Source organism: Flavobacterium sp. (assembly GCF_965277525.1).
GTDB lineage: Bacteria > Bacteroidota > Bacteroidia > Flavobacteriales > Flavobacteriaceae > Flavobacterium.
Genome location: NZ_CBDIDC010000011.1, coordinates 486476 through 512579, shown reverse-complemented (window position 1 = coordinate 512579; position 26104 = coordinate 486476). Strand labels below are relative to the sequence as shown.

General features: G+C 36.1%; 13 protein-coding genes. 4 read left to right on the top strand and 9 right to left on the bottom strand.

The window, feature by feature from the left end; translation table 11 throughout:
• Positions 1-5: 5 nt before the first annotated feature.
• The gene (locus ACQY44_RS22770) at positions 6-2867 is read left to right on the top strand and encodes a glycoside hydrolase family 2 TIM barrel-domain containing protein (RefSeq protein WP_428232569.1); all 2862 of its coding nucleotides are present in this window, start codon (positions 6-8) and stop codon (positions 2865-2867) included.
• 327 nt (positions 2868-3194) lie between these two features.
• Here ACQY44_RS22770 and ACQY44_RS22765 read toward each other — a convergent pair whose 3' ends face one another.
• The 4 genes from ACQY44_RS22765 to ACQY44_RS22750 form a co-directional block, all read right to left on the bottom strand.
• Entirely contained in the window at positions 3195-4535 is a 1341-nt protein-coding gene (locus tag ACQY44_RS22765; protein ID WP_428232568.1) for a hypothetical protein, read from the bottom strand.
• A 240-nt stretch (positions 4536-4775) separates the two neighbouring features.
• Positions 4776-6110: a glycoside hydrolase family 88/105 protein gene (locus ACQY44_RS22760; RefSeq protein WP_428232567.1), complete on the bottom strand. Its 1335-nt coding sequence runs from the start codon at positions 6108-6110 to the stop codon at positions 4776-4778.
• Between the two features lie 242 nt (positions 6111-6352).
• Complete coding sequence (locus ACQY44_RS22755) at positions 6353-8296, bottom strand: RagB/SusD family nutrient uptake outer membrane protein (RefSeq protein WP_428232566.1); 1944 nt, start codon at positions 8294-8296, stop codon at positions 6353-6355.
• A 21-nt stretch (positions 8297-8317) separates the two neighbouring features.
• Entirely contained in the window at positions 8318-11455 is a 3138-nt protein-coding gene (locus ACQY44_RS22750; RefSeq protein ID WP_428232565.1) for a SusC/RagA family TonB-linked outer membrane protein, read from the bottom strand.
• Positions 11456-11977: 522 nt separating this feature from the next.
• On the opposite strand from ACQY44_RS22750, the gene ACQY44_RS22745 reads away from it, so the two are divergent.
• The gene (locus ACQY44_RS22745; RefSeq protein ID WP_428232564.1) at positions 11978-12904 is read left to right on the top strand and encodes a glycoside hydrolase family 43 protein; all 927 of its coding nucleotides are present in this window, start codon (positions 11978-11980) and stop codon (positions 12902-12904) included.
• 120 nt (positions 12905-13024) lie between these two features.
• Here ACQY44_RS22745 and ACQY44_RS22740 read toward each other — a convergent pair whose 3' ends face one another.
• From ACQY44_RS22740 to ACQY44_RS22720, 5 genes are all read right to left on the bottom strand, one after another.
• The gene (locus ACQY44_RS22740) at positions 13025-13870 is read right to left on the bottom strand and encodes a DUF4249 domain-containing protein (RefSeq protein WP_428232563.1); all 846 of its coding nucleotides are present in this window, start codon (positions 13868-13870) and stop codon (positions 13025-13027) included.
• A 5-nt stretch (positions 13871-13875) separates the two neighbouring features.
• On the bottom strand, positions 13876-16491 hold the full coding sequence (locus ACQY44_RS22735) for a TonB-dependent receptor (protein ID WP_428232562.1): 2616 nt from the start codon (positions 16489-16491) through the stop codon (positions 13876-13878).
• Between the two features lie 100 nt (positions 16492-16591).
• Positions 16592-17434 (bottom strand): FecR family protein, encoded by an 843-nt coding sequence (locus ACQY44_RS22730; protein WP_428232561.1) that lies wholly within the window; start codon positions 17432-17434, stop codon positions 16592-16594.
• An 11-nt stretch (positions 17435-17445) separates the two neighbouring features.
• Entirely contained in the window at positions 17446-17655 is a 210-nt protein-coding gene (locus tag ACQY44_RS22725) for a hypothetical protein (RefSeq protein ID WP_428232560.1), read from the bottom strand.
• Between the two features lie 46 nt (positions 17656-17701).
• Positions 17702-18223 carry an RNA polymerase sigma factor gene (locus ACQY44_RS22720; RefSeq protein WP_428232559.1) on the bottom strand — a complete coding sequence of 174 codons (522 nt, stop codon included), beginning with the start codon at positions 18221-18223 and terminating at the stop codon, positions 17702-17704.
• Positions 18224-19071: 848 nt separating this feature from the next.
• Between ACQY44_RS22720 and bglX the strand changes: the two genes are divergently transcribed.
• Complete coding sequence (gene bglX, locus ACQY44_RS22715; RefSeq protein WP_428232558.1) at positions 19072-21363, top strand: beta-glucosidase BglX; 2292 nt, start codon at positions 19072-19074, stop codon at positions 21361-21363.
• Between the two features lie 384 nt (positions 21364-21747).
• Complete coding sequence (locus ACQY44_RS22710; RefSeq protein WP_428232557.1) at positions 21748-25902, top strand: two-component regulator propeller domain-containing protein; 4155 nt, start codon at positions 21748-21750, stop codon at positions 25900-25902.
• Positions 25903-26104 lie beyond the last annotated feature (202 nt).

The following is a 26104-nucleotide window of genomic DNA, read 5'->3' as shown; positions in this document are numbered from 1 at the left end:
TTATTATGATGTTTAGAAACAACATTCAAAAGCTTACTATTATTGCATTGGCATTTTTTATATCGCAAAATAATACGGCGCAGCAAACGGATAAAATCTATCTTTCAGGAAAAGATTTTGAACATCCTGTACAATGGGATTTTTATTGTACGGACGGAAATAACAGTAAAACCTGGTCGAAAATAAATGTTCCGTCCCAATGGGAATTAGAAGGTTTTGGCGAATATACCTATGGAAGATGGTACAAAGAACTGAACCAAAAAGAACCAAGTAAGGAAGAAGGTTTGTACAAATATGAATTTGAAGTTCCTGCGAATTATAAAGATAAAGAGGTACTGATTGTTTTTGGAGGCGCAATGACAGATACCGAAGTCAAAGTAAACGGAAAACTCGCAGGAGCGATTCATCAGGGTGGTTTTTATGAATTTAAATATGACATCTCTTCTTTATTAAAATTTGGTACCAAGAATGTTTTAGAAGTTCATGTCTGGAAACATTCTGCTAATAAATCTGTAAATGCAGCAGAACGACGGGCTGACTGGTGGTTGTTTGGTGGTATTTACCGTCCCGTCTGGTTAGAAATTGCCCCTAAATCACATATTGAGAATATTGCCGTAAATCCTAAAATGGATGGTTCGATTACGGTTGATCTGAATCTAAAAAACATTCCGAAAAATACCTTTCTGGAAGCGTCGCTTAAAGGTTTAAATGGAGAAAATTTTCAAACCTTTACTTTTCCTGTTAAGGCAAAAAGTGCCGTAACCTCTATTAGTGCACAATGGAAGAACATCAAGCCATGGAATCCTGAAACGCCCAATCTTTATGATTTAGAATTGGTTTTGAAACAAAACGAAACTGTTCTTCATCAATACAACAAACGAATTGGTTTCAGAACTTTAGAGTTTAAAAAGCAGGACGGAATCTATGTGAATGGCACTAAAATTATCATGAAAGGAATCAACCGTCATTCGTTTTGGCCGGAAGGAGGACGAAGTACCAGCAAGCGTATTAGCGAATTAGACGGTAAATTATTAAAAGATATGAATATGAATGCGGTTCGCGGGCATTATCCTCCGGACGATCACTTTTTAGCGGTTTGCGATTCATTAGGTCTTTTTGTCCTGAATGAATTGGCTGGCTGGCAAAACTCGTATGATACTGAAACCGGAACTAAATTAGTCAAAGAAATGCTGGCGCGAGATGTTAATCATCCCTCTGTAATTATTTGGGACAATGGTAACGAAGGCGGCTGGAACTACGATGTCGATAAAGTTTTTGCTGAGAATGATCCGCAGAAAAGAATTGTAATTCACCCATGGGCTGATTTTAATGGCTGGGATACGCATCATTATCCAACTTATTTAACCGGAATGCATCGTTTTAATGCAGGTGAAAATGTGTTTTTTCCAACGGAATTTATGCACGGGACTTATGATAACGGACACGGATCGGCTCTGGAGGATTTCTGGAATCGTTACAGACAAAGTCCGCTGTTTGCCGGAGGATTTATGTGGGCTATGTTGGATGAAGCGGTAAAACGTTCTGACTGGACAGGCGATGTAAAATTTGATTCGAAAGGTTCGCTTGCCGCGGATGGAATTCTGGGACCTCATCGCGAAAGAGAAGGAAGTTATTATACCGTAAAAGAAGTTTGGGCGCCTATTCAGTTCCAGCCCAAACAAGTTACAGAGGATTTTGACGGATCCTTTTTGATTACCAACGATTATCTTTTTAGTAATTTGAATTCCTGTAAAATGGAATTTAAAGTGATTAAGGGGGGAAATGACATTTTTTATACTAATGGCGCCTCAAAAGAAATAAGTACGGGTAAAATTGAGATTCCGGGTATTGAGCCGGGTGAAACCCGAAAAATTAAACTGGATGTACCTGCTAATTTCTATGAAGGAGATATTTTGTCTATTTCGGCTTACGATGCATTTAATAAAGAAATTTATACCTGGACATGGCCTATTCATAAAGCGAAGTTTTATGCTGCTAAATTTTTAGCGGTTCAAAATACAACTGCCAAAGCTCTGGCAACTAAAACAAATAATGAAATTACTTTAAAAGGCAATGGCATTACAATAAATATTGATGCTGCAACAGGAGAAATCTCCTCTGTTAAAAATAAGACCTCAACAATTCCGCTGACAAATGGCCCCCGACCAATTGGAATGAAGGCGAAATTAAAAGACATTCAGATTTCGCAAGAGGGTAATAAAGCCATTTGCCAGGTCAATTATTCAGGAGGATTATCTTCTATAAAATGGATTATGGAACCGGACGGAAGATTTAAAATGGAATTAGTTGCCCTAAAAAATGCTTCGGGCGGAGAGGGTTTTGACGGTGCTTTTTTTGAGGATAAAATCAGCGCATTCGGCATCACTTTCAGTTTTCCCGAAAAAGAAGTTACAGGCATCAAATGGTTTGGAAGAGGGCCCTATCATGTTTGGAAAAACCGAATAAAAGGAACTACTTACGGCTTTTGGGAAAAGAACTATAACAATACTATTACAGGTGAAAGCTTTGAAAATCTAATTTATCCGGAATTTAAAGGCTATCATGCAGACTTATTGGGAGCGAATCTAAAAGCCGGAACTTCATCGTTTAAAGTATTCAGTGAATCTGATCATTTATTCCTCCGATTGTTCACGCCTGATTTGCCTAAAAACGCTTTCCCGGGAAGTTATCCTCAGCCCGCATTTCCGGAAGGAGACATTTCGTTTATGTATGAAATTCCGGCCATGAGAGATTTTAAACCTTTAGAACAACAAGGCCCACAAAGTCAGCCCACCAACATTCGTATCAAAAGTGGTGACGATGGGATTAAAATGAATTTATGGTTCGATTTTAGAGAAGGCATTTAGTTTAAGTTTTACACTACTCTCTGATTTCAGTCCCGATAACTAACCATCCGGATGACATTTCTTAAAACAAAAGCTCGTTTATGATAAACGAGCTTTTGTCTTTCTGCCTAATAAAAAATTCTTTACTCTTTACTCTTTACTCTTTACTCTTTACTCTTTACTCTTTACTCTTTACTCTTTACTCTATTCTCTATTCTCTTTACTCTTTACTCTTTACTCTTTACTCTTTACTCTTTACTCTTTACTCTTTACTCTTTACTCTTTACTCTTTACTCTTTACTCTTTACTCTTTACTCTTTACTCTTTACTCTTTACTCTTTACTCTTCTCACCTGCGTTTCAGCCATCCTTCAGGAACATTTACGATACAGATATTCAGCGTACGATTATCTGCAGAAAGCATTGCCGACTGAATCTGAATTTTTGTTCCGTCTTTGTTAAAAGTAGGATGTATATGATCAGCCGCCGTTTCTTTATGTCCCGTAGTGAGCATCATCATTTCGTTGGTTTTCCGGTCAATCAGATACAAACTTCTGGAAAAATCATCACCAACAGCCCATTTACCGTCAGATGAACCGTGTACGTGCCATAAACCGCTGCCACTTTTTGTTTGTCCGGCAATAATCATTTCTCTGGTTCTTAAGTTTACAATGGCTAAACCTGTTGGCTTTTCACGGGTTCCCGAATTTCCCCAATTACTTTCCTGTCCGGGATTTTGAGGGTTTCGTACTTCATTGCTGTCTGTAACCTCAACCGGTGCTTCTTTATGAATGTCAATTTTTCGATGGCCCATAATGGCCATTGCAACTTCATCTTTAGAGATTACAGCTTCGTGTGTCACCCACTCATAATCCGCTTCAGGATACAAAGGGCGCAAACCCGAACCATCCGCCATAACGGTCCAGGTTCTTTGCGGTGATTTTCCTCCGGTTTCCCAGCAAAAGACAAGTTCTCCCGAATTCCAGATATTCGATTGAATATGCCCTACCTGAAAAGGAACTGAAACAACATGTTTGAATTCTCCTGTTTTTAAATTCATACTACTAATTCCGCCAGGTCCTGCACCCATATTTCGAGGGCCAAAATTCTTTTCAATCTTACTATTGGGGTCCAGATGTCTTGCCGCTTCTTCTTTCCCTATTCTAAAATAAACCTTTTCCTCATCGGCATCTAAAGCCATATCTCCTGAAGCGCCCATTTCTGGATTCGCCGTACCACAAACACGTTCGTAAGTTGCAACGGATTTCATTTTTCCGTTCTGACTGTCTTTAAAAACAGCAGCAAGATTTACTTCTATAATTTGCATTTTATCGGCTGCTGTTTTGCGCATAAAATATAGTTTCATCGACTTTTGTGCCATGCATAAAGTTCCGGTATAACCCCCTTCTGTTACCTGAACCATTACGCCTGATTTTTCATTAACGGCAACTGCTTCTCCATTGGCTCTTTTGGTTCTGAAAATAAGCCATTCTCCATCTGAAGTCCATTGCGGATGTGTGGGGTATGTTTTAGAATCACCTGCTGATTGAGTGGTCAGAAAAATTAATTCCTGACCTGTCACAGGATCTTTTATAATTTTCTTTTCAGATGGAAATCGTTTCCCAATCTGACTGAAAACTGTTATTGTGCATAACAGGAAAAGTATGTTTATTGCTGGTTTTAATTTCATATACTGTTGGTATAGTTGGTTAATTTGCCACTAAGGCTATCTTGTTAGGTTATCTGTTGATATACTTTGTCTATTAATTGCGCAGAGTCGCAGAGTCGCAAAGTTTTTGTTATTATAACTTTTTAATTATTGCTTTGCGACTCTGCACCTCTGCGCGAAAAAACACACCATGTTTTAATCAGAATCCCTCATAAATTTTTCTGCTAAAACCTCTAACTTCTAACTCTTGACTCTTAACTTCTAACTCTTAACTTTCAATTGTATAGAGCTGTCATTAATTTCGAACTGATTGTTTTTTAATAATAATAGTATTTCGGCTCCGGCCAATAAAACAGGGCCATAACCGTGGGCCGCATATATGTTTACGGGGCGGTAGTAATAAAATGCCGGATCAAACCCCATTCCGGTTCCAACACAGGTTCCTTCGACCTGCCCTTTTGCATTCACTTTTGAAGCTACAGCATTCCAGGCCAGTAAAACTGCAGGCGCATAAGCCAATTTATCAACATACCCGCGATTGATAGCTCTCGCAATTGAATAAGCATAAATAGCAGTAGCCGAAGTCTCTAAATAAGTGTCGTTTCTGTCTAATAACTGATGCCAAAAACCGGTTCCGTCCTGATATTGCAATAATCCTGCAATGTGTTTTTGCAATTGTAATAAAACCTGGGGATAGCCGGGATGATTTTTAGGCAATACTTCTAATAATTCGACCATTGTCATCACGGCCCAGCCGTTTGCTCTTGCCCAGTGAAACTGTGGATGCACCTGCATTGATTCGACCCAACCGTGCATATAAAGTCCTTTTTGCGAATTGAACATTCTCTCAGAAAACTGATTGACCTGTCTGACAGCATCGTCAAAATATTTTGCATCACCGGTATAACTTCCCATTTGTGCCAAAGCTGGAACGCTCATGAACATATCATCTAACCAGAGGGAATTCTCCTGCGGCCTGTTTCTTGCTAATGTTCCGTCTTTTAGCCGATGTTCTTTTTCGCTTATATATTGGATAAAATTGTTAATTACCGGATCATAATCCGCATTTGGATCATTTTTTTTTGCTTTTATAAATGCTGCACATAAAGCGCCCGCATCGTCTAAAGCTTTTGGCTGTAAAACACTATGAACAGGAGAATCTTTCGCATTTTCGGTTTTATAATTAGCGGCAATGTCTGCGATTAATTTTAAGCGTTTATTGGTATAGGCCGCATATTCTTTTTTTCCTGTAGCATCGGCTGCCAAAAGCATTCCGGCATAAGTTACGCCCCATTCGTAACTTGTTAATCTAAAAGCTCCCGGTGAGAATTTGATTTTATCTTTTACTTTTTTAAAATCTTTCACTTCTGAATTGTCGTTAACACTTACAGCTTTCGAAGCGGTATTTTCGTCAAGAAAAGCATACACCCTGTTCAATACTTTTTCGATATTATCCTTCTCGGGAATCACATACGGTGTTACATAATCGGGTTGCATCAAATGTAATGGAGTGGTTGCATCGGTTGTCTGGGCGTTTATAGAAGTGCATATTCCAAATGTGAAAATAGCTGTTATTTTGGTTGCTGTATAACGCATAATGAGTATAATTAAATTGAGAATTTTATTTTTTAACCTTTACCTGTCGGACTTAATTAATCTAATACATAGAATTAGATTAATTAGTTCGTAGAATTAATGACACAAACCAATTCGTGATCAATCGATAGTGAAGAGACGAAGTAAATTTGTGTTGAATAGCTTCTAAAACAAACACGAATTTCACTAATTGTCACTGATTCAAATTCGTGATCATTAGTGAAATTCGTGTTCTAAATATTTTAATATCCCGGATTTTGCATGGCATCTTTTTCTGCGGCGCTCAAAGGTCTTCCGTTTGCATACACTCCGTCAAGGAAGGTTTGCGGAATCGGACGTAAATTATGTCTATCCAGAATGTTTTGCGCTGCTTCAATGTTGTAGGCTTTTGCTCTGGCAACCAAAGTTTTGGTTCTGCTTAGATCTTCCCAACGGTGAAACTCTCCGCAAAGTTCTCTGGTTCGTTCGTTCAAAATGAGACACAGCATTCGATCATAATCACTTCCATAGCCCAGTTTTGAAATAACAGCCTCATCTTCTGCAGGCAGAGTACCAATATTGCTAATGGCCAGATTTGTAGCCGCTGTCGAAACCGGAATATTATTAGATTCATAATAAGAGTTTTCCGGGACAAAAGAAATCGGAATTCCCGCCTGACCTGTTGTTGTATAGGCCGCAGAACCATCTGTGTAGGCCGCACGATTTTCTCCCGCTTTATAAGCTGCACGCGTACGAATTGCATTGATATAAGGTAATGCGTCAGCAAATGTAGCACTTCCCATTTGAGCCAAACGTACTTTTGCTTCTGCTGCCTGTAAATACGTTTCGGCGGAACGCGCCAAAATAATGTCACGAGAACCTTTTGTATTACTTAAATCGATCCTGTTTCCGTCTAAATGTTTACTCAGTGATGGAAATCTCACATCGGCCATTAGACCAATATTATCAGCGGCATGTGCTACATATACACTCGGAATCGTTTTTCCTGTTTTTGCATCAATTATGGCATCTGCATTTTTGGTTTTGGCAAAACGGGTGTCGCCTGCATTATTAACAATGTACATAATTCCTAAGTCGCCATTTGCATAATAATTTCCTGATTTGTTATTAATAATACTTTTGGTTTGGAAACTTTTCCAGAAACGGGAATCGTTTACATGATCAAAAGCATCATATACAAAATAGGTTGGTGCTAAACGGCTAAAAGGTCTTCCTCCGGCAAGATTACGTCTCATTTGCGGTAATTGGTCATAGGTGGAGAGAAAATGCAAATGCTGCTGATTTCCTCCTGTTGTTAAGGTACTTGCATTAAATTGGGCTGACAGAATCAATTCCGGAAGTTTTTCATTAGCACCATCTGCGGTAGTATAATTCCATAACTCAACAAAATTTGCAGCCAATGGATGATGCGCAATAACTTCATCGGACAGGATCACAACCTGCTGTAAATCGCTCTGTTTTGTTGCTGAGTTCCAGGTATCGTTAATTTCGCTGGCTCTTGTTAGATAAGCTTTCGCCAAATAATGAGCGGCGGCATCTTTCGTTATTTTTGCGGGAGCACCTGCATTACTCAATAAATTATAAGCTTGTGTAAAATCAGCAATTATCTGCTCGAAAACCTGCTTTGGTGTTGCTCTTGTAAATTCTAATTGGACAGTAGAACTTGTGGTTAATTTTATGGGAACTCCGCCATATTGATTTACTAATTTCAAATAATTAAAGGCTCGTAAAAAATAGCCTTCGCCTAAAGCTGTTTTCTTGATGGCATCGTTTGTTGATACAATTTCTGTAGCGGATTCAATTAACTGATTCGCATTTCCAATTCCGATATACAAGTTATCCCAATTGGTATTGGCAGCAACGGTATTGGCATTAGAAGCCGTTACAAAAGCTTTAAATCCTGAAGAATACGAATTCCAGATCCAGTTAGAAGGGTCGCCGCCTGCATGAAATTCATCGGTACCGGATTCTGTAGCCGTAAGGGGAACTTCGCTTGCAAATTCTGCAGCAAATACCTGATAATAAGTTCCAATTGCCAATGCCTGAATTCCAGCTTCGGTTTTATAATAATCCTTGCTGTAGGCTGTGGTCAACTCTTCGTCAAGGAAATCTTTGTTGCAGGAACTGCCTAAAATTAAAGCAGTAAAAAGCATCAAATTGATATATCGTTTTTTATAATTTTTCATAATGATTGTTTTTAGTTCAATTTAGAATTCTACATTTAAACCCATTGCAACACCTTTGTTTGAAGCCGTAGTCTGCGTATCCAGATCTGTCCATTTCACTTTCGTGAAAATCATTCCCGGATTGGTCACCTGACAGTATAATTTCATTTTAAAAAGCCCCAGTTTCTGTACTAAATCTTTATCAAAGTGATAGCCTAAAGAAATGTTTCTCATTTTTAAGAAAGACCCGTTTCTGTAACCCAAAACAGGAAAATAAGGATCTCCCGTTCCAGCAGAATAAATTGGCTTTTGATATTCGGCATTGATGTTATTATCGGTATAATAATCAATGGCTCTCTGACTTCCTTTTGCTCCTTCGTTTTCACCTAAAGTATCATACAAATAGCCCATTCGACCATACATAAAGAAGGATAATTCAATACTTTTATAAACAAACGTATTTGTTAAACCCACAATATATTTGGGATCTTTTGAACCAATTATAACGCGATCATTATTGGCGTCAATTTTATAATCCCCATTTTGATCTACAGGTCTGGCATTTCCAAACGAAAAAATAGCAGAACCTGCCGCGGCATTAAATTTGGCCATTTCTGCCGCATCTTCCGGTTTCCAGATTCCGTTTGAAGCAAAACCATAAATTACATTTTGCGATTCTCCAATAAATAAATTGTTATTGATATCGTCAAATTTTCCGTTTTGCAGGGATACAATTTTGCTTTGCTGGTACGATCCGCTAAAATTAGAGCTCCACTCAAAGTTTTTTGTCGTGATATTAATCGTGTTTAGAGTAAGTTCGACTCCGTTTCCTTTCGTTTCCCCAACGTTTTGATAAGTATCTTTGACACCAAGAACCGTGGGCACACTGCTTTTCAATAACAAATCGGTAGTTTTGCTGGTGTAATAATCTAAAGCACCTGAAATTCTGTTGTTGAAGAAAGAAAAATCAATTCCATAATTAAATTGCGAAGTCTGCTCCCAGCCCAATTGTATATTGCCTAAGGATGTATTGTTTGTTACGCCTGATCCGGTTGGATAAACAATCCCAATTAAGGGTGGCTGAGTGGCATAAGCGGGAACTGCAGCATTACCCGTAACACCAAAACCCACTCTCATTTTTAACTGACTGATCCAGCTTACATTTTCCAGAAATTTTTCTTTGTTGATGACCCATGCGACAGAAGTACTGGGAAAAAAGGCCCATCTGTTATCGGCTGCTAGTTGCGAAGCTCCGTCAAAACGACCTGAAGCTGTTAGTAAATATTTATCTGAATAGCTGTAATTGACCCTTCCCATATAGGATAACAAACCAGTATCTGTCAAACCCGAAGAATATCCCGCAAGTGTTACATTCGCAGGATTTAGTGCGTTCCATTTATTGGCAGGATTTTTTATATCATTGGCCGACATGGAACTTTGCTCATTATGGTATTCTGTCTGGCTCATTAATAAGGTGGCACCAAAATTATGTTTACCAACGGCTTTGTTGTAAAAAATCAAATTGTCTAAGGTGTATGAAATTGATTTTTCGTTGTACAAAGAAGCAAAACTTGTTCCGGAACGTATGGCCGATTTTTCATCTAAATAAACACCATCACGATACGAAGTAATATCCGGGCCAAAGTTGATACGGTATTTTAAACCCTCCAGTTTAGAAGAAAACGAGCCAAAATCAAGCTGGGCATATAAGCTACCAAAAGCACGCAATGAAACGCGCTGATCCTGTGAATATTTATCCTCATCAACCGGGGTTCTTATCGTTGAATCTCCTCCCGGATTGTCAATCCGTACTCCGTTACTATCATACGGAACAGCGTATGGAAGATTGGTGCGGGCGGTGGCATAAATTCCGCCGGAAGTTGTAACGGCGGTTCTGCCTACATTCGATTGTCCGTATTCGTTTACCCCATAACTCGTATTGAGGCTTGCTCCCATCGAAAACCATTTTGTAGGCGTGATATCCACACTCGCAGTTCCGCTGTAGCGCACATAACTTTGTCCTTTTAAGGTTCCGGTATTGTTGAGATATCCAAAAGAACCATAGGCTTTCATTTTTTCGGTACCACCGCTGACCCCAATGGTATGCTGTTGTGTGATTCCGGTTCGGGTTACGAATTTTGTCCAGTCCGTGGTGGCCACTTTTGAACCGTCCCATGTAGCGGTTAAATTTCCGTTTGAATCTCTCCATCCTTTTTCAATATTGGCCCACGCAGAAGGATCGGTGGAAGCCAAAAAAATCACACGGTCATTTTCAATTGTAGGCACATCTCCTTTCGGGAAAGCGGTTGGGTTTGAATAATATCTTCCCCAACGACGAAACTCGATATATTCTGCTGAATTCATCATTCTGGCATTTTCATGAATGGTTTCAAACAGGATCGAAGTGTCATAATTTAAAGTAAACTTTCCGTTTTTACCTTTTTTTGTAGTTACGATAATAACGCCGTTTGCACCACGGGAACCATAAATAGCGGTTGCCGAAGCATCTTTTAAGACATCAATAGTTTCAATATCTGTCGGGTTCAAAAAATCGATCCCGCCTGAATTCGCATCCACACTAATTTTGCCTGTAGATGCATCCGTAACAAGCCTTGAATTTAGGGGAATACCATCTACAACATAAAGTGGCGCATTAGAAGCAGAAATAGAACGCGCACCTCGAATGGTAATATTCCCTACCGTTCCCGGGCGCTCATTTGTAGTCACATCGACACCAGCTGCCTTTCCCTGCATGGCTTGTACCGCATTTACCACGGGCCTTGACGCAATTTCGTCAGCGCCTACACTCACAATGGATCCGGTAAGATCTTTTTTCTTTTTTACACCATAACCCACGACAACCACTTCTTCCAGAGCATTATCATCTTCTTTAAGAGTAACATTGTAAACATTTGAATTTCCAATAGTGATTTCCTGTTTTTTAAAACCAATAAAACTGTACACAAGAACAGCGCCCGGTGCCGCACTAATGGAATACGTTCCATCCATATCTGTACTTACACCATTCTGAGTTCCTTTAGTGAGGACATTAACGCCCGGAACGGGCAATCCGGTTCCGTCTGTAACTGTACCTTTAACTACTTTGTTCTGTGCATAACCTGACGCATGAAAAAATGCTATCAACATTATTGCCAGCAGCAAACTTAATTTGTTTTTCATAAAAGTTAAAATTTGGTTAATTATTTAGTTAAAACCAAATTTATCCAGAACACGATTGCTCTCTATCCTGTAGTATCCTGTTAACTTTCAATACCTTAACTTTTCAGCTATTTTTATTTAAGCAGAAAAACTGTACAAACCCTTTATTGGCAACCATTATTTGAACTGCTGTGTATCAAAATATCATATCAAAAAAAATAATAATTTATTTTTATATTATTCCTACTTAATTATGTTATAATTTGAGAATTAGGAAGCAAGTACTACTTTTCGATATTTATTTAACCCTGTAAAACAGGATACTACAGGATGTCAATTCGACGTATCACGAGTACTTTTCCTTTCGCTAAAATTTCGGCTTTATATTAAATTATACCAAGGACTAGTTTCGAATTTTATAAATTATTATTCTTGTAAAAAAGTACCAACTGACAATTGTGTATTGTTGAAAATAGAATTTTTATGAAAAAATCAAATTATTTCAGATTTTTGAGCAGCTTGTGCTTTTTTATATCATTTTGTATGAGCATGCCTTCGTTTGCACAAAAAAAAGAGGTTGCGTTAAGGGATAATTATACGCTAAAAGCAGATGGATATGTGTTCGCTTATTTTAAAGGAAATGGCGAAGACGGTCTGCATTTAGCCTATAGTGAAGATGGTTATAAATGGAATACTTTAAAAAATGACACTTCCTTTTTGACGCCTGAAGTTGGCAAAGATAAATTGATGAGAGATCCGTGTGTTATAAAAGGTGGTGACGGATTATATCACATGGTCTGGACAGTAAGCTGGACCGACAAAGGAATTGGATATGCTTCATCAAAAGATTTAATTCATTGGTCGAAACAGGAATTCATCCCTGTCATGAAACATGAAGAAAAAGCAAGAAATACCTGGGCTCCCGAAATTACTTTCGATGAAAAAAATAAAACGTATATGATTTATTGGGCTTCGACAATTGACGGGAAGTTTCCTGAGACTAAATCAGAAGATGAGAAAGGCTATAACCATCGAATTTATTATACTACTACCAAAAATTTTAAAAAGTTTCGTAAAGCAAAATTACTGTATGAACCCGGTTTTAATGTTATAGATGCTTCTGTTGTAAAACAAGATCAGGGATTTGTTATGTACTTTAAAGATGAAACTCGCAATCCAGTACAGAAAAATTTAAAAACTGCTTTCAGCAAAAAACTAACAGGTCCGTACAGCAAAGCCAGCGCACCTATTACGGGAAACTATTGGGCTGAAGGGCCAACTGCAATCCAAATCGATAACCAATGGATTGTGTATTTTGATAAATATACCCTAAAGAAATATGGCGCTGTAAAAGAAACTGTTACAGGCTGGCAGGATATTTCGGATCAGGTTAGCTTTCCTTTAGGCGCACGCCACGGTACGGTAATAAAAGTTAGTGCTGAAGAAATTATGAATTTGAAGAAAGAATAAATCGCTTATTGACGGGCTAAGGTTTTCAGACAAACCTTTATGCTATAAAAAAAACATACACCTGACATACCATATTATATGCCAGATGTACTTTACAAATCAACCTTCAATTAATTTTTTTTATTTTACCAGATAGGAAACTTTATCTGCTTCGCAAAGCCTGAAATATCCTAATGCAAAATTATTGGAATCACTTGTATCGGTATTCACAATATTGCCTCTGATATTACCCGGTACTACAGAAAAAGGATTCGCACTTGAGGCTTCTAAAATTAGATTCATATAATTATAGAAGTTTTTAGAAATACCGCGGTGTGTAATCTCAACTGTATTTCCTGCTTTCATATCTTCGTCTGAAAATTTTGTATTTACTACGTTTCCGTTAAAAAACTGATCGTACATCAGTGAGTATTGTGGAAAAATCAGGAATTCACTTTTATAATCCGTAAGATAATAGTTTTCCTCATCTGCAGGATCTTTATAGTAAAATGTCAGTTCGATTGTATCTTTTCCTCCAAAATCCTTAATGATGTTTTGTTCTACTTTATCAATTGGTGTAACAGAAGTCAGCTTTTCTGCTGCTGTAAAACTTTGTCCTTCTGCCTGTACGGAAAGCACATAATTCATATTGAGTACGGGAACAAAATTAGTACATACATAAGAACCGGGTTCTGTTTCATTAAAAGTAAAAACATCGCCATTGCTATTTTGAACTTTTACCTGTGCACCCGAAACTTTTGGTGTCGTGTTATTGTAATAAGGAGCTGTTTTACTAATCTTTATGATTTGCTCATTACCCGTTGTTCCTTTTTTCCAGATGATTTCAGCATCTACAACTATTCTGGGCGGTCCTGTTTCCAAATCAAGGGTGACCACATCTTCACAAGATGAAAAAAACAGCACTAAAAGAAGGCTAACCAATAGCTGTGCTTTGTTTTTTAAATTATATTTTTCAATCCTTTGCATGTTCATTAAAATTTAAAATTATAAGAAATACCAGGTACCATTCCAAAAATAGACAGTCTTCTGGTTTCGTTTGCTCCTGTATCATCATTTGTAGTAAAGGTCATAGAAGCAGCATTTTTTCTATTGTAGATATTGTAAATGCTAAATACCCAGTAACTTTGCCATCCTTTCTTTTTGTCCGGTCTTGGTGTGTAAGTCGCCGCTACATCTAAATGGTGGTAAAGTGGCAATCTGTTTTCATTTCTAAGGGAATAATTAGGAATGTTGATCCCTCCAAATTCATAATATCCGTTGGCATACGTTACAGGCTGACCTGACTGTAAGGAGAAATTACCACTAAAAGACCATTTAGGGTTGTACTCATAACTTCCTACAACGCTCAGATTATGCAGTTTATCATATCCTGACAAATACCAGTCACCATTTGCTATACCGGGCTCTGCTGCTGTTCTTCCCGGAGTTTTTTGTTCTGCTCTTGACAAGGTATAAGAAACCCATCCGGTAAAATTTCCGGTATTTTTCCTAAGTAATAATTCCATACCGTATGATCTGGCTTTACCGTTTAAGATTACCTGCTCTATATTATTGTTTGCCAATATATCTGCTCCGTCAATATAGTCGATACGATTCTGGATCTTTTTATAAAACAACTCGCCCTCAAAAGAATAATCACCGTCTCTTAGGTTTTTAAAATAGCCCACTGCATATTGATCCAGTAATTGTGGTTTTGTAAAGGGCCCGCTTGGTGTCCAGATCGTAGTTGGCAACGGAGACTGTGTATTAGACAGCATATGGATGTATTGTGCCATTCTGTTATAACTCGCCTTTACAGACGTGTCATCATTGAAAGCGTATGACAAGGCAAATCGTGGTTCAAAATTACCAAAATCACTTATGGTCTTTCCACTTCCGTACGATATACTTCCGGTAGGTGTTCCTTTTTCATAAATATGATATAACGAATTAAATACTACTGCATTTCCGTTTTCATAAGTGTTAATGGTTTCGTTACCCAAGCGATAAAACATACTATAACGAAGTCCGTAACGAAGATTCAGTTTCTCTGTAATCTGATGTTCGAAATCCAGATAAACAGAAGATTCAAAAGCATATTTTTTATCCAGTTGTTTGTAATTAAACTGTGAATTAGAATTTGTAGGTTGTACAGTACCGGGATTGAAATTATAATATTGACCGTCTATTCCGTAATTCAGCTTCAATTTTTCTGATAACGAGTGGTTCCAACCGTATTTAAGACCGTAAGTTGCTATATTACTATCCCACTCAAAATTTTCCGTTGACATACCAAGGTTGAATTTATAATCACTGTAAAAAACGGATAAATTGGTATTTAGGTTGTCTGAAAATCGATGTTTCCAGCTTAAGATTCCCATTGTATTTCCGTACGTACTGGCAAAACGATCGCTGATATCAAAAATATCACTTCCTAAATATCCCGAAAAAGCAAGTGTATTATTGGCGCCAAGACGATAGTTGAATTTAGCATTGATATCATAAAACATAGCCGAATTATTGTTATCCGCCAGTTTCAAAAATAAATGGGCATAAGAAGCACGCCCTGCCACGATAAACGAACCTTTTTCTTTCTGAATAGGTCCCTGAACCATCAGTCGGCTCGATATCATACCAATACCACCGCTTACTTTGTAGTTTTCAAAATCACCGGTTTGCTGGGTTACATCAAGAACAGAAGAAACGCGACCTCCAAATTTCGATGGGATTCCGCCTTTGTACAAATCCAATCCGCTAACAATATCGGCATTAAAAACAGAGAAAAAACCAAACATATGAGAATCGCTGTATACCGGAGCACCATCCAAAAGAATTAAATTCTGATCTGCAGCACCTCCACGTACGTTAAAACCTGATGAAGCTTCGCCGGCATTGGTAACTCCGGGTAATGTTAAGATTGATTTCAAAGGGTCCGGTTCGCCCATAGCAACAGGAATCTTCTTTATTTGCTCCATAGAAAGTTTACTCACACTCATTTGAGTATTCCTGACATCTACTGCTTTGTTTCCCGTTACGATGACCTGATCCAGTTCCTGACTGTCTGATTCTATATTAAAATCCATTCTTACATCATCAGAAACCGTAATTTGTTTTTCTCTGTTTTTAAAGCCCACATAACTTATCAAAACAGTATAAGTCCCATGATCTACTTCCAGAGAAAACTTTCCGTTTCTATCTGTTGTGGTACCGCTGGAAAGTTCTTTGATAAAAACATTCGCTCCAATAATAGGCTCCCGGTTTTCATCTAGAATCTGGCCAGTCAGCTTGTTTTTTTTTTTAGCTGTTTTAGCGGTAGCTTTTTGCTTTACAAAAATATTACTCCCTACGATCGAAAACTGAACTAATGCGGTCTTGTTTAATTCATTGATAAGTTCTTTAGTGTCAATATTAGTATACGTTTTTTTCTGGGTAAAATATTTTTGGCCCGTATTAATTTGATCCGTAAAGGCAAATTTAAAATCAGTTTGATTCTCAATTTGCTTAAAGAACTCTTTTAATGTTACAGTCTGGTCTACCGTTACGGTTACGTTTTGAGAAAACATACACCAACTGAATAAAAAAAAGCATGCTGAAATTATATGCTTCATGAAATTTTGTATTTTTGAATATTATTAAATGGGATAGCTTCATACTATCTTGACAATGAGGAGGATGTTTAGTTTCGCGGCTAGGGCATCCTTTTCTTTTCTATTGAAAAGTAATCTGTTTTAAATTTTCATTTACTGTAAAGTTTAGGTTATACATTTCTGATATTAATTGAACAATTGTTTTTAAATCTTCTTTTTTATTTATTCGTACTGTAATTCTTTGGTTGTAATATTCCTGCGGAATAATTACTTTATAACTATAATTCGATTCAATATAATCACCAACATCGCTTAGTTTTTGATTGTCAAAATCGGTAAACCTGTTGAATTCTGTTACTAAAGGCGTATTGTTTCCATACGAGAATTTTTCACCGGGTTTTAGAATCCATTTTTTGTCCTGATTCTTAACATTCATCTGAACACTTCCTTCGTAAAGTGCTACAGTCACTTCTTTTCGAGCATAGCCCTTAACGGTAAAAGAAGTACCTAAAACGGTAGTCGTCGTTTCGTTGCAAAATACCTGAAAGGGATGTTTCTTGTCTTTTTTGACTTTAAAATAAGCTTCACCTGAAACCTCAACCTTTCTGTTCGTGGCAAAATTACTGGCGTAGACAATTTTAGAATTGGGGCTTAATTCTACCCTTGAACTATCCGGCAACACAATCTTTTTGATTATAGAACTCGTATTTTCAATTGTATTTTCAGCAAGAATAATCTCGTTGCCTGAAGAAGTGCTGTTAAAATAAATTCCAGTCCCAACCAATACAAAAATCAAAACGGCCGCAGCGGCATAATAACGCCAGGGTTTAAACTTTCTCTCTTTTGAAGAAAAGGCTTTTGATTGGAATTGTTCCCAACAAACCTCTTTTTCACTATCAGAATGTGAAATAGGTGTTTCGTCCCATATTTTTTTTAATTCTTCTTCTAATTTCTTTTCATCCATTTTTTGAAGCGTTAAAGTTTTTGACAATAAAATCCCTGTTTATTAAAAACACGATATACCATATCTTTAATATCTCTGTTGGTTTCGATCCTTAGAATACGATCACTGTTTTCTAAGTCAAAATTCATGATACAATCAGAAATGATAAACTGAAGAAGAACGACAATAGAGCTTGCTTCTTCCTTGGTTGTAACATCCGTTTTATAAGATTCAATATTCATTTTATGTTGCTGTTTATATCTATAACAAACGAGAACATAAAAGTTCCTAACGATCTTCTATTTTTTTTCTAATAAATTTACTGGCAAGATAAATATGATTGGCAATCGTTTTTTCAGAAAGCTCTGTAATTGCTGCAATCTCCTTATAACTAAGGTTTTCCAGTTTATATAAAGTAAATATTTTTTGTTGCTGCTCCGGAAGCATATTTATGAAACTATAGAATTTTTCTCTTCTTTCTTCAAAAATTCCTGTTTCAGGATCCTCTTGTTCCATATCAAACTGCAAAGGATCAAGCTGAATTATTTTATTTTCTCTGTTGAGATGATTGATAATGATATTCTTGCAGATCGTAAACAATTGCTTGTCCAGCAAGACGTCTTCATGAAGTAATTCCCTTTTGTTATAGAGCCTTAAAAAAGTTTCCTGAACAAAGTCCTGCGGGGTAAGGACTGTAAAATTAAATCGTCTGGCAATGTTTATCAGTTTATCATAGTAATCGAGATAAGCTTTCCTGAAAGAAGCTTCGTTACCTTTTTTTAAACTTAATATAAACTTCCTGTTGTCCATAAACGTAAATACGATGATTAGTCTTAACTTAAAATACCTAATAATATTGTATTTTAAATTGGTCGCTAAGACTTAGACTTCGTTACTTTTTTTTAATAAAAATTGAATTAGCAAAGAACAGAAATTTTATTCAAAATCATTTAACAGAAAAAATATAGTTTTAAAAAATTGAATTTTAAACCGTAGTATTTGTTGCCTTTTTTATTGTTTCAGATACCAATTGTGGTGCTGAAATAATTAGAATTAAAAAGTTTGAAGCCCACAAATAAAAATAGCTTTTCATACAGTAATATAGTATTTTACTATTTTTAAATTTCAGTTTAGTTATGGACTTACTATACTATTATAAAATGATATTATGACACATTAATAAAAGCGATACTTTAATTTAAAATCATACTTAAAACAACTCCAATTAATAATTAAAATAAAAATGATAATAGTTGTTTTATCGCTTTGGTGTAGCACTGAAAAATATGCGATTTAAGAACTTTTTAACCCGGCACCGGAGAGGCTGAAAAAAAGTTTTTTTCTTATAATGCATCATTTGAATCCTGATTGTATCTGTATTGGTTGCCGGAACTGCATTATAAACTTGTACTACCTGCTGGTAACTTTAAATTTTATCACATTTCTTTCGTTTATATATCTGGTAAATACATCATTTGTTTTATATAATGCTTCAAATTTACTACTCTCATTATCGCTGTAAAACTACATTTACAATCCTGAATGCGATAGATTTCCAGTGCATCAACTTTTAAAATTTTAATCTTCAAAATATAAAAAAAGAAGATCTGCCAGATTGATGATTTAAACAACTTTACCATAAAACTAAAACCACAATGATGAAAAAACAAATTAACAAATATGCCTTTTTACTGCTAATCGTTTTAGGAAACGGGTATGCCCAGACCAAAAAACATATGGATCCTAAAAAACCAATTGAAGAACGCATTACACTTTTGATGAAAGAAATGACATTAGAAGAAAAAGTAGGACAAATGAATCAATACAATGGTTTTTGGGATGTTACGGGACCGGTTCCAAAAGGCGGAAGCGCTGAATTGAAATATGAACATTTAAGAAAAGGACTGGTTGGATCAATGTTTACTGTTCGGGGCGTAAAGGAAGTGCGTGCAGTACAGAAAATTGCAGTAGAAGAAACCCGTTTGGGAATCCCTTTGATTATTGGTTTTGATGTGATTCATGGTTATAAAACGTTAAGTCCTATTCCGCTGGCAGAAGCGGCAAGCTGGGATTTGGAAGCCATTAAAAAATCTGCGGCTATTGCGGCTGATGAAGCTTCGGCATCCGGTATTAACTGGACTTTTGCACCCAATGTCGATATTACAAATGACGCACGCTGGGGACGTGTAATGGAAGGTGCAGGAGAAGATCCGTATTTAGGGAGTAAAATAGGCTACGCAAGAATAAAAGGTTTTCAGGGTGAAACGATTGCCGATCTTCAAAAAGTAAATACAATTGTGGCGTGTGCAAAACACTTTGCAGCATACGGTTTTGTTGAAGCTGGATTGGAATATAATAGTGTAGATATGAGTACTTCTAAATTATACAATTCGGTTTTACCGCCTTTTGAAGCCACGGTACAAGCGGGAGTTCGTACGTTTATGAATTCATTTAATACGCTCAATGGAATTCCGGCAACTGGAAATGCTTTCCTGCAAAGAGATATTCTGAAAGGAAAATGGAAATTTGACGGATTTGTAGTTTCGGATTATGCATCTGTTCGTGAAATGATTGCCCACGGTTATGCAAAAGACGAAGCCGATGCCACAGCCAAAGCAGTTATTGCGGGTTCTGATATGGATATGGAATCGTATTTATATGTTGCAAAATTGGTTGGCTTGGTAAAAGAAGGAAAAGTAAAAGAATCATTGGTTGACGATGCCGTTCGCAGAATTTTGCGTGTGAAATTTGAATTGGGTTTATTTGATGACCCGTACAGATATTGCGACGAAAAGCGTGAAAAAGAAGTTGTTGGAAACAAAGCCAATAATGACGGCGTTCTGGATATGGCCAAAAAATCTATTGTATTATTGAAAAACGATAAAAATTTGCTTCCGCTGAAGAAATCCGGACAAAAAATTGCTTTGATAGGCACTCTGGCAAATGATAAAAACAGTCCGTTGGGAAGCTGGAGAATTGCAGCCGATGACAATACTGCGGTTTCGGTTTTAGAAGGAATGCAGCAATACAAAGACAATCAGCTGACTTTTGAAAAAGGTGCTGATTTGCTTTCGCAGAAAGCTACTTTCCTGACAGAAACTATATTTAATACAACAGACAAAACCGGATTTGAAGCAGCAAAAACAGCCGCAAAAAACGCTGACGTTGTGCTGATGGTTTTAGGTGAATACGGGTTTCAAAGCGGAGAAGCCAGAAGCAGAACCGATCTTAATTTACCAGGATTGCAACAGGAATTATTAGAAGAAATTTACAAAGTAAATCCTAATATCGTTTTGGTTTTAAATAACGGCCGTCCGTTGACTATTCCGTGGGCTGCTCAAAATATCCCGGCAATTGTAGAAGCCTGGCAGTTAGGAACGCAATCCGGAAACGCAATCGCTCAGGTTTTATACGGAGATTACAATCCGAGTGGTAAATTGCCCATCTCTTTCCCGAGAAACGTTGGACAAGTCCCTGTTTATTACAACAAGTACAGTACAGGAAGACCTGTTGATACTGATAAAAACGTATTCTGGTCGCATTATATGGATGTAGAGAAAACGCCTCAGTTTCCTTTTGGTTTTGGACTGAGTTATACCAAATTCGATTACAAAAATCTTAAAATCAATAAAACTGCTTTTGCTAAAGGCGAAAAAATTCAGGTAAGCGTCGAGGTTACCAACTCCGGAAATTATGATGGAAAAGAAGTGGTTCAATTGTATATAAATGATGCTGTTGCCAGTATAGTAAGACCTGTGAAAGAATTAAAAGGTTTTGAGCTGGTCAACCTGAAAAAAGGAGAAACCAAAACAATTCAATTTACATTGACAGAGAAGGAACTTGGTTTTTATGACAATGATGGCAAATATTTAACAGAGCCGGGTTTGTTCAATATCATGGTGGGTTGGAATTCTAACGAAGGACTTACCGGCAAATTTGAATTAAAATAATTAGAAAAATCCGTTTTTATCAGCGTTTTCGCTTTACCGAATCAGTAAAATCAGCTTCTAATTTTGACGCAGATAAAACAGATTTACTTCGTAAAAACGCGGATAAAAACGGATTTGATTTGTAATAATTTTACTTTTTAAAAGCTTAACTCAATGATATTGCGCGAAGCGTGGAATTTATTCTTAAGTAAACAACCTAATAGCCTGATTACGATTAATCTTTGCAAAATTATTAATCGTAATCAGGTTTTTAGCAATATGATGAAATTTATATTCAAAAAGCAAATTATATATTTAGTTTTATTAATATTGTTTATTTATACTTAAAACAAAAGTTAATTTACAGATTAAATCCCCGTTTAGAATTGATCAATAATACATTAAATGAAAAATATTAAATATATTCTTGTATGCTATTTTGTATTCATAAATTGTCTGCTATCTCAGGGCAAATTTGACAACTACCAATTTAGAAGCGTACAGGAAACTACTTCAAAAAGAGCAATAACTTCTATTATTCAGGATAAGAATGGTTTTATTTGGATTGGTACAAACGGCACAGGTTTGTACCGATATGATGGCGTCAATTATTTTGGATATGAATATAATAAAAAGCCGGGTTCCCTAAACAGCAATTTTGTTTACGCTACTTTTATTGATGCTGATAATAACTTATGGGTCGGGACGGATGACGGTTTGTGTTTGTACAACAGAGATTTAGATAATTTTACTAAAATCAATATTGAGGATGTCATTAGGATAGGTTATGATGAACCTATTACCGTAAAAACAATTATTCAGGATAATAATGGCAATTTAATCTTAGGCACTTATGGTTTTGGAGTCTTCAAACTTAATATAAAAACGTTAAAAACTTCTCTCATTCCGTCAAAGGTCCTGAATAAATATAATTTTCTAATAAAATCTTCAGTAAAAAATAAACATGGAGTTATTTATTTAGGAACGAGTTATGGTCTTTTAGAGCTCGATTTAAACGGAAAACTCAAGCAGGTTTATAAAGATAAATTTAAAAGAGAACCTTTATTAGATGACATCGAAAATCTGGTTATAGACAAATTTGGATATATATGGCTGGGAACTACTGAAAGCGGCCTGATCAAAATTAAACCGGAAACAGACAATTACCAATTTGAAAAGTATTCGATTACCAAAAACAAAATCTTATCAATCCTGGAAAGCAGCCTGGATTATATCATTTGCGGTACCGAGAATGACGGATTATTGGTTGTCAATTATAAAGGACAGGTTCTGCAAAAATATTTGCACAGCAAGTACAATGACTTCAGCTTAAAATCAAATTCCGTTTGGTCATTATTCGAAGACAAAGAGAATCGGCTCTGGTTAGGTTATTTTAATAAAGGACTTGGTGTATTTGACAAACCCAATAACAAATTCAATTCGCTTGAATCACTTGTCAATAATGACAATTCTTTGCAGAGCAGTTATGTAACTTCGGTTATAAAAGATAAAAAGGGCAATCTATTAATCAGTAACGAGGGCGGTGGACTCGATATTTATAACCTTACGAATAAAAGTTACATTCACGTTAATCAAAACAATCAAAGCTATTATTCCGGTTTAGACGCTGTAGATATTCAGACCATCTTTATTGACAGTAAACAAAATATCTGGATAGGAAGCTGGGATCGTGGCATCTACTTTTTGAAAAACGGCACTACCCGATTCATCAACTACAATACCGCAAATGCGACAGGATTAAAATCGAATCGGATTTTTAGTTTTTCGGAAGATTCAAAAGGCCGGATCTGGATTGGAACTTTCATCAAAGGATTGCATTATTTTGACAATAAGAGCAATACATTTGTTCATTGTGACTCTAAATCTTTTACAGAAAACGCTTTAGACAATGCTTTTATTCGTAAAGTTTTTGTAGATTCTGATAATGTCTTATGGATAGGAACAATATTAGGATTGTATCAGGTAAACTTAAAAGATGACTTCAATTTTAAGGTGACCAAAATGCGGGATGCCATGTTCAAGGATAAAACGAAATACAATAGTATTCAGACTATTTTATCGATCTACGAGTCTAACGATAAAACAATATGGATAGGAACAGATGGCGAAGGATTATTTAGCTACAATAAAAAAGACAAGAAGTTTTCAAACTACAATAACTTTCCGGGTTTTAAAGAAAAATCTGTTCGTGCCATAATTGCAGACAACAACGGCTCTTTATGGATCAGTGGAGGATCAGGATTAACAAAACTTGATTTTAAAAATAAAAAAAGTACCCATTTTAATAAAGACGATGGTCTTGTAGATAATGACTTCAACAATAATGCGGTCTTTAAGGACGGAAACGGAGAGTTGTATTTTGGCAGTTACGAAGGAGTAAATTATTTTAATCCTAATGAGATCAAAAAAACAGAGAAAGCACCAAGTTTGTATTTCAGCGATTTCAAATTATTCAATCGATCCGTAACACCTAATGAAGATGCCTCGCCATTAACCAAAGTAATTTCTCAAACGAAAGAAGTTACACTCAATCATACACAATCTGTTTTCACCATTGAATATGTGGGAATTAACTACAATTATTCTAAGAAAAACCAATATGCTTATTACCTGCAGGGTTTTGAAAAGGACTGGAATTACGTAGGAAATAACAGAACAGCTACCTATACCAATCTGGCACCGGGTAATTATGTTTTTAAAGTAAAATCGGCAAATGCAGATGGTTCCTGGAGTACTGATCAATTAGAACTAAGAATAAAAATCCTGCCACCGTGGTGGAAAACCATTTGGGCGTATTTACTCTACTCGTCTATTTTAATTTTCCTTATTATATATTTTAATAAAATTTATCAAAACCGTTTTAAAGCCGGGCAAGCTATCATTTTAGAAAAAGAAAAAAGCATTCAGGCAGAGAAACTAAACAATAAGAAATTACAGTTTTTCACGAATATTTCGCATGAATTCAGAACACCACTAACACTGATTATTAATCCACTTGAAGATATTTTAAGAAGTAAAAATCTATCTCCGGAAATACATCATAAATTAAAAATCGTACACAAAAGTTCCGACAGACTTTCGAGGCTTATTAATGAGTTGATGGATTTTAATAAATTAGAGTTTAATAAAATTTTCCTTCAGGCTAAGAAAATTGAAATCGTAGCATTTACGCAAGGAATCATCGGTTATTTTGATGAAGAAGCTGCTGCCCGAAATATTACCATTAATTTTGAGTCTGCATTTGAGGAGCTTGAAGATTGGCTTGACCCTAAAATGTTAGAAAAAATATTGTTTAATATTATTTCAAATGCATTTAAATTTACTCCGGATAATGGTGCTATTATTATTTCTATAGCTAAATCAGATCTTGACAATTCGCTGTTAATTAATGGAAATAAAGTACCTTCTTTCTCTATAACCATTACAGATACGGGTTCAGGAATTCACAAAAAAGATTTAAAAAGAATATTTGATCGATTCTATCAGGTCAATAATGTCAATAAAGATTACTACGGCAGCACAGGTATTGGTTTAGAGGTTGTAAAAGAATTTATTGAACTGCATAAAGGAAAAATTGATGTTGAAAGTCAGGTAGGACAAGGCACAAAATTTACGGTGACCTTTCCATTAGGTAAATCTTTTTATAAAAAAAGCGAAATAGTTGATGCCGTTTTTAAAATAGAAAAAAATAAAAACCAATTTCTGTCTGAATCTCTTAACCATTCACCTGACGACGATGATGAAACGAATCAAACTGTCGAAAATACTGTTGTTGAAACTACAAAACCATACACTGTTTTAATTGTTGAAGACAATCCTGAATTAAGAAATTATCTCAAACATGAACTAAGCAAATCGTATAAGGTTATTGCAGCCGAAAATGGTCAGAAAGGCTACGAACTTGCTGTTGAGAAATTACCGGATTTAATCATTACAGATGTTATAATGCCCGTAATGGATGGGTTGCAATTGTGCAAAAACATCAAAGGAGATTTAAAAACAAGTCACATTCCTTTATTAATGCTCTCTGCAAAAGCAATGGTAAAAGACAGACTTGAAGGTATCGATTCCGGTGCTGATATGTATCTGAGTAAACCATTTGAATTGGATATCTTAAAATCAAGTCTGGCACAGCTTATTACAAGCAGACAGATCATGTTTAAGAAATTCTATAGCGGAATCACAAAAAACGGGAAAGAAAAAACAACTTCGCTGGACAATGATTTCATTCAAAAAATCCTGCATTTTATTAATGAAAACATTAGCGAACCTGAATTGACCGTAGAGTTATTGTCTTCTAAAATTTTCCTGAGCAGAAGCCAGCTGTATCGAAAAATAAAAACATTAACAGGCGTTTCTGTTAATGAGTTTATTAGAAACGTACGACTGGAAAAAGCAAAACAACTGATCGAAAAAGGAAATAATAATATTAATGAAATTAGCTACAAAGTAGGCTTTACTTCTCCCTCCTATTTCGCCAAATGTTATAAAATTAAGTACGGATATTTGCCTACGCAGGAAAAAAGAATAAAAGAATAAAGGGTTAAAAAATAATCTGCTAAAAGCAAAATCCAGCCAAAAGAGCTTTAATTTTAAACAATTGAAGCTCTTTTTTTGTAAGTCAATTTTTTCAAAACTTGCTCCTTTTTAAATCCACTAAAATTCACATATGAAAAATATTTTACCCATTTTTTAAACATAAAATATTTTTAAAGCAAAAAAATTAGCAAATACTTCGCAA

Excerpts from the sequence above, each read along its gene's own strand:
- ACQY44_RS22750 (WP_428232565.1), bottom strand. The coding sequence starts at position 11,455 with ATGAAAAACAAATTAAGTTTGCTGCTGGCAATAATGTTGATAGCATTT.
- ACQY44_RS22740 (WP_428232563.1), bottom strand. The coding sequence starts at position 13,870 with ATGCAAAGGATTGAAAAATATAATTTAAAAAACAAAGCACAGCTATTG.
- ACQY44_RS22760 (WP_428232567.1), bottom strand. The coding sequence starts at position 6,110 with ATGCGTTATACAGCAACCAAAATAACAGCTATTTTCACATTTGGAATA.
- ACQY44_RS22710 (WP_428232557.1), top strand. The coding sequence starts at position 21,748 with ATGAAAAATATTAAATATATTCTTGTATGCTATTTTGTATTCATAAAT.
- ACQY44_RS22730 (WP_428232561.1), bottom strand. The coding sequence starts at position 17,434 with ATGGATGAAAAGAAATTAGAAGAAGAATTAAAAAAAATATGGGACGAA.
- ACQY44_RS22725 (WP_428232560.1), bottom strand. The coding sequence starts at position 17,655 with ATGAATATTGAATCTTATAAAACGGATGTTACAACCAAGGAAGAAGCA.
- ACQY44_RS22765 (WP_428232568.1), bottom strand. The coding sequence starts at position 4,535 with ATGAAATTAAAACCAGCAATAAACATACTTTTCCTGTTATGCACAATA.
- ACQY44_RS22755 (WP_428232566.1), bottom strand. The coding sequence starts at position 8,296 with ATGAAAAATTATAAAAAACGATATATCAATTTGATGCTTTTTACTGCT.
- ACQY44_RS22735 (WP_428232562.1), bottom strand. The coding sequence starts at position 16,491 with ATGAAGCATATAATTTCAGCATGCTTTTTTTTATTCAGTTGGTGTATG.
- ACQY44_RS22770 (WP_428232569.1), top strand. The coding sequence starts at position 6 with ATGATGTTTAGAAACAACATTCAAAAGCTTACTATTATTGCATTGGCA.
- bglX (WP_428232558.1), top strand. The coding sequence starts at position 19,072 with ATGAAAAAACAAATTAACAAATATGCCTTTTTACTGCTAATCGTTTTA.
- ACQY44_RS22720 (WP_428232559.1), bottom strand. The coding sequence starts at position 18,223 with ATGGACAACAGGAAGTTTATATTAAGTTTAAAAAAAGGTAACGAAGCT.
- ACQY44_RS22745 (WP_428232564.1), top strand. The coding sequence starts at position 11,978 with ATGAGCATGCCTTCGTTTGCACAAAAAAAAGAGGTTGCGTTAAGGGAT.